General features: G+C 62.0%; 8 protein-coding genes. 2 read left to right on the plus strand and 6 right to left on the minus strand.

Annotation, left to right across the window (positions count from 1 at the left end):
- The 4 genes from NW809_RS10330 to NW809_RS10345 form a co-directional block, all read right to left on the minus strand.
- Positions 1 to 301 (minus strand): DUF1995 family protein (locus NW809_RS10330; protein WP_414402070.1); only part of this gene is annotated, 301 nt, incomplete at its 3' end.
- A gap of 40 nt (positions 302 to 341) precedes the next feature.
- Complete coding sequence (locus NW809_RS10335; RefSeq protein ID WP_011428939.1) at positions 342 to 806, minus strand: GUN4 domain-containing protein; 465 nt, start codon at positions 804 to 806, stop codon at positions 342 to 344.
- Between the two features lie 50 nt (positions 807 to 856).
- Positions 857 to 1,384 (minus strand): hypothetical protein, encoded by a 528-nt coding sequence (locus NW809_RS10340; protein WP_011428940.1) that lies wholly within the window; start codon positions 1,382 to 1,384, stop codon positions 857 to 859.
- Positions 1,385 to 1,544: 160 nt separating this feature from the next.
- Positions 1,545 to 2,309 (minus strand): GvpL/GvpF family gas vesicle protein, encoded by a 765-nt coding sequence (locus tag NW809_RS10345; RefSeq protein ID WP_099812645.1) that lies wholly within the window; start codon positions 2,307 to 2,309, stop codon positions 1,545 to 1,547.
- Between the two features lie 200 nt (positions 2,310 to 2,509).
- On the opposite strand from NW809_RS10345, the gene NW809_RS10350 reads away from it, so the two are divergent.
- Complete coding sequence (locus NW809_RS10350; protein ID WP_011428942.1) at positions 2,510 to 3,130, plus strand: DUF3318 domain-containing protein; 621 nt, start codon at positions 2,510 to 2,512, stop codon at positions 3,128 to 3,130.
- On the opposite strand, the gene surE is transcribed toward NW809_RS10350, so the two are convergent.
- Positions 3,113 to 3,844: a 5'/3'-nucleotidase SurE gene (gene surE, locus NW809_RS10355; RefSeq protein ID WP_011428943.1), complete on the minus strand. Its 732-nt coding sequence runs from the start codon at positions 3,842 to 3,844 to the stop codon at positions 3,113 to 3,115. The genes NW809_RS10350 and surE overlap by 18 nt on opposite strands.
- A gap of 188 nt (positions 3,845 to 4,032) precedes the next feature.
- Between surE and gap the strand changes: the two genes are divergently transcribed.
- Complete coding sequence (gap, locus tag NW809_RS10360; RefSeq protein ID WP_099884412.1) at positions 4,033 to 5,064, plus strand: type I glyceraldehyde-3-phosphate dehydrogenase; 1,032 nt, start codon at positions 4,033 to 4,035, stop codon at positions 5,062 to 5,064.
- Here gap and folK read toward each other — a convergent pair.
- Complete coding sequence (gene folK, locus NW809_RS10365; RefSeq protein WP_011428945.1) at positions 5,050 to 5,556, minus strand: 2-amino-4-hydroxy-6-hydroxymethyldihydropteridine diphosphokinase; 507 nt, start codon at positions 5,554 to 5,556, stop codon at positions 5,050 to 5,052. The genes gap and folK overlap by 15 nt on opposite strands.
- Between the last annotated feature and the right edge of the window lie 31 nt (positions 5,557 to 5,587).

A 5,587-nucleotide genomic window follows, 5' to 3' on the forward strand; every position in this document is an offset into this window, starting at 1 on the left:
TAGGTTGGGTGCGGGCAGTCAGGCTCTGCAGTTGGATCCCGTCGGGGAGGGATCCCCATTCCCGCTGGGCCAGGGCCGCTCCGCCGGCATCGCTGAACAACACCAAAGCCGGTGGCGGCACCAACTCCAAAAATGGACGAGCCAAGACTTCCGGCTTGATGTCGGGGGCCAGGATCTCGATGAGCAAGCGGCGGTATCCCGCTTGCAGGGCCAGGCGTGTGGCCTGGATGGCCTGCTCGCAGGCTTGGGCCAGATCGCCGGGCAGGTGGGGAAATTGGGTCAGTTGCAGTTGCTCGGCCACAGTCCAATCCAACTTAGATTCAATAAGATTCAAAAGACGCTCAGCCGGATAGGTCTTCCCAAGCTCTGTGGGTAAGCAGCTCCTCCAGCACCCGCACCCCCCGCAGTTGGTTGGAAAGGGGCAGGTGGCCCTTGGGAGCGGACAGATCCCAGGTGAACTCGTCGGGATAGCGAGTCCAGTGGTAGCCTTGCTTCCAGCCAATCAGCGGCCAGAGGCGCTCCCAGTTGCGGTTGACCCCCAGCCAGAGTTGCCGCTGCACCGAGTAGCCGAAGCGATCCCCGGAGGCCGCCCGCCACAGGCCATCGATGGTGCGCAGATCCTCTGCCGGGATCCGGCTCACCTCGGAAAAGTACAGCCAGCCCCGCCGCGCCGCCCCCTCCCCCGCCGCCCGGCACAGCAGTTGCAGGCTCAGCCGATCCGCTTCCAGCCAAGCTCCCGCCGCTAACAACTCCTGCAAAGGCCGGTAGTCGATGTTCAGGGCTGAAATCAGAGGGACTGTCACCATTGCCGTTGCAAAGGGTTTCTTTCGAATTCTAGTCCCTGTCGGCCAGCCCCTCAGCTTTCGGGCGGGTACTGGGGCGGATTCCCAAAGAGGATGCGATAGCCAATATAGGCCACCCCCAACAACCCCGCCAGGATCCACAGAAAGGCCGAAAAGGGTAGGTAAGAGAAAAAGACAACATAGACCCGGCGGCTGAGCCAAGAGAGGATGAGATAGACCGCCGCCAAAATGCTGATCCCTTGCAAGGTGCGGAAAGCCGGCACCCGCGAGAGGGGCATGCGCTGCCGTGCCACCCAGATGGAGCTAAGGAAATAGTAGGGAGGCACCAGCAACAAGAACATATCCGCCTGCTTGACCACCGCCTGCCAGCCAGCCGTGTTGGTGGCATAGGCCAAGTAACCGGCCCAGAGGACAAGGCTTGCCGCTGCTAAGCCAATGTTCAAGCTGAGCAAAAAAGGCTCTTCCCACTGCCCTGGGATCCAGTGGCAGAGAACCCAAACCAACCAAGGAGCTGCAAAGAGCAGGATGGCAATCGTTAAGCCGTTGGCGTTGAGCTGGGTAAAAAATGTTTCCAGGGTCATGACGGCTGAGGGGACGGGAGGTCACTTTCAAAAATAGTAGTCTAGTCCAATCCCTCACCAGAATCCGTAAGTAATACCCTGAAAAATTACAGCCAAAACATTGCATCCTCGCTGGGTCAGGGTTTCCGGGCGCGCGAAACGGGATCCTTTTGCTAGGGCACTACTGAGTACATCTGGAGGGATCCCGCAGGGCACCCACAAAGTGATAGGGGGGCAGGGACTCGCTCCAGTCCAATTGCCAGTGGGGGTGTGCTGCTACCCAGGTTTGGGCGAGCTGGGCTGCCGTTTCCCGTTCGGCAGGGGTGAGCAAGAAGTAAAGCCGCAGGACTTCTCCCGGCTGCGGATCCCCTCTTTGCACTGGCCAGGTAGAAGGCCAAAGCTGCTGCAGGGCCGCCAGCTCCTGTTCTTGCCGCTCTTGGGCCTGTCGTTGCTGGAGATAGGCTTGTTTGCGGGCCAACAGATAGGCTGTGCCGCTGGGAGCGGGTTGGGGATCCGGGGGGGGCTGGGGCGACAGTTTTCCTTTCAGGCAGTACTCGGCTCTTCCCCCGATGGCCGCGAGGGCCTGTTCGTACTCCGCCTGCTGGGCCAATAGGTGGGATCCCAGCTTTTCGGCTGAGAGAAAGCAGGTGCCAAAGCGCAGGGGCAGCAGCGGCATCTGGGCAAACAGCCGGCAGATCACCTGGTCGTGGCGCAGGGCAGAACGCAGCAGCACCTCATCCGAAGCCTGCAGCGACGCAGGATCCGGCATCGGCTCCACAGCAGCGGCAATTCGGCCTCCTGTGGGAGAAAACACCTGCAGCGGCCCGCGGATCCCTTGAGTTTGTTGAATGAAATGCCAAAGCGGCGCGTCTGGCATCGGCAAGAAGGCATAGGTGTAAAGGGGGCTGCCGGCGCTCTGTTCGCTGGGTTCCGGTAAAACTGGCATTGGCTCGGATCGAGGCGTAGACTTTTCCTCTCAGTCTAAGCAAACTTGCTGGCGCTTTTTGCCCTGGGGGGCTGCTACTGGCGACCTGAAGATGCGGTAGACTAACCTGGCAGGGTTTTTCAGGTCTGGGGTGTTCAGGGCCGCAAGGCTGCCGGGGGGTAGGTGGGATCCTCTCTCTCCGTGCCTCTACAGGTAAAACTATGACCAGCCGCTCAGACTTCAAACCCTTGGAAACCTTTCAAAAAGAAGAGATCGAACGCTTGCGGGATCTGCTTCCCGCTTCTCTCCGGGCCTTGATCCGCGTTGTCCCCCACTCGGGAGGTGAGGCCCTGTTGTTCTCCCGCCGCAAGGCCCCTTGGCAGCCGCAGGGCATCATTGCCATCGATTTTCGCCGCTGGCAAGGGATCCCGCAGCCGCAGCGGGATCTGCTGTTTTTGCGGGAGGTGGGCTGGTTCGACAACCGCAACTGGCTACAGCCGGGGTTTTACCAGTCGCTGGCCTTGCTTGGTGGCATCACCACCGTGGCAGAGCTCTCTTTGCAGCACCCGTTTTCTGCCCTGTTGGCGGGGGGCATCACGGCGCTCTCGGTGCGGCAGATCTGGCAAAACCTGAATCGGGAGAGCGCCCATTTCGATGCCGACGAGTTTGCCTTGCGCCGCGCCCAGTTCCGCGGCTACACCCGCCAAGAGGCAGCCCAACACCTAGCAGATGCCCTGGAGCAGGTTCTCAAGCTGGATCCCACCGATATCCTGACGGCACTGCGGCTGCAGCGGCTGAGAACCATCGCCCGCAACCTCACCCCCTCACCTGGGAGCTCCTGAGCACAGGTGCACCTGGGTGATGGCGATCCGACCGGAGAAGCAGATATCGGTATCGGTCTGGGGATCGCGGGCTCGCTCTGCGTAGCGCCCCTGGTAGCGAAACCACAGCGATGCCAAGCCTTCCCCCTCTGCTTCTACGGCGTAATCGAGTGGCAGCGGCTGCGTGCAGAGGGGGCAGTAAACTCGCTCCGGCAAAGGGGATCCCGGTGGCAGGTGGGGCAAGTTGACATTCCAGAAGGAGCCGGCTGGCAGGGGTTGTTCCATCAGCTCGGCCAGGATCTCCCGCGTCCACCGCTGGGCCTGCTCCCAATCGATGGGTTGGCTCCCTGCCCGATACTGGGAAATGGCGATCCCTCCGATCCCACGCAGCGCCGCCTCCCGCACCGCCGCCACCGTGCCGGACAAGTACACATCCGATCCCAGATTCCCTCCCTCGTTGATGCCAGAAAGCACCCAATCCACGGCAGGGGCGAGCTTAAACAGGGCCACCCGCACACAGTCGGCAGGGGATCCCTCGACGGCAAAGGTGCGCTCGCCGCGGGCCCAGGCGCGAAAGGGCCGCCCCGTCGTTACCTGGTGGCTACAGCCGGAAATCGGCTGGTGGGGGGCCACAATCCAGCAGTTTTCCTCGGCAACGAGAGCGCTGAGGGCCAGTCTGAGGTGTGCCAGCCCCGCCGCCTCGATGCCATCATCGTTGGTCAGCAATACCTTCATCTGAATTCCTCTACCGGCAATTCCTGGGTTAGCCTAAATCGCAAATCTCCGTTGGGATCCAAATCTGGAGATCTGAAGTGCAAAGGCAAGGCGGATCCCGTTCTTCTTCTAACCTATCCCTAAGGGGTTGGCGTCTCCTGCGCCGCAGCCCTCGACCCATGACCATGAACTGATACCGGAGGATTGCCATGACCACACGGGTAGCCATCAACGGATTTGGCCGCATTGGCCGGTCGTTTTTGCGGGCGCTGCTCTCCCAGCCGGGGCGAGGGCTGGAGGTGGTGGCGGTTAATGATCTCACCGAGCCGGAGAACTTGGCCTACTTGCTGCAATTTGACTCCGCCTACGGGCGCCTGCCCCAGACGGTGAGCGTTGTGGATGGCCACCTGCAAGTCGGCAGCCACAAGATCCGGGTTCTGGCAGAACGGGATCCGGCGCAACTGCCCTGGAAAGACCTCGGGGTTGACCTGGTGATAGAGTCCACCGGCCTGTTTACCAAGCGGGAGGGGGCGGCCAAACACCTAGAAGCCGGCGCCAAGAAAGTGATCATCTCCGCCCCTGCCAAAGGCGCCGACCTGACGGTGGTGATGGGGGTTAACGACGACCAGTACGACCCAGAGCGGCACCATATCGTCTCCAACGCCTCCTGCACCACCAACTGTCTGGCGCCGCTGGCCAAGGTCTTGCTGGATCGCTTCGGCATCGAGACGGGCTTTCTCACCACGTGCCATGCCTACACTGCCACCCAGGCCATTGTGGATCGCCCGGATCCCAAGGACTATCGCCGGGGCCGCTCGGCGGCGGTGTCGATTGTGCCTTCCACCACTGGGGCAGCCACGGCAGTTGCCGAGGTTTTGCCTGCCCTGAAAGGGAAGATGGACGGCCTAGCGCTGCGGGTGCCCACCCTAACCGGCTCGATTGTGGACTTTGTCGTGCGCACCGAGCAGCCTATCACCAAAGAGGCGGTCAACCAAGCCTTTGTGGAGGCAGCAGAAGGGCCGATGCGCGGTATCCTGGCCATTGCCCCGCCGCACATTGTCTCGGCCGATATCATCGGCGATCCCCATTCTTCGATTGTGGATCTGGAGTCGACGATGACGCTGGGGGATCGCACGGTGAAGGTGCTCTCCTGGTACGACAACGAGTACGGCTATGCCTCGCGGCTGGTGGATCTGGCGGCGAAAATGGCGGCTGCGCTAAAGAGCTCAATCCCAGCCTAGGTCAGTGCGCTCCAGCCAGGAGCTATCCAGGGCAGCCAGCGCCTCAGCTGCGGCTATGCCGGTTTCGGGGTGGCGCCAATGGGGAGCAATCTCGCACAGCGGGGCCAGGACAAAAGGGCGCTCCATCATGCGAGGGTGGGGCAGGGTTAGCTCAGGGCTCTTCAGGATCCGGTTGCCCATTGCCAGCAGATCCAAGTCCAGGGTCCTGGCCTCCCAGCGGATGCGCCGCACTCGCCCTGCCTCCTGCTCGATGGCCAGCAGCGCCCTCAGCAACTCCAGGGGCGATTGGTAAGGGGGAAAGGGATCCAACGCCACCACAGCATTGAGGTAGTCGGGCTGGCCGGGTGGCCCCCCTTGGGCGGGGCTGCGGTAGAGGCTGGAGCGAGCCACCACCTGGCCCAACCTGAGCAACTTCTGCCCAGCCGAGCGCAATTGCTGCAGCGGATCCCCTAGGTTGCTGCCCAGGGCAATGTAGGCTAGGTCGGGCTGCATCGAGGGTTAGCTATTGGAAGAACGGTGGCGG

Source organism: Synechococcus sp. WC101 (assembly GCF_047461555.1).
Classification (GTDB): domain Bacteria; phylum Cyanobacteriota; class Cyanobacteriia; order Thermostichales; family Thermostichaceae; genus Thermostichus.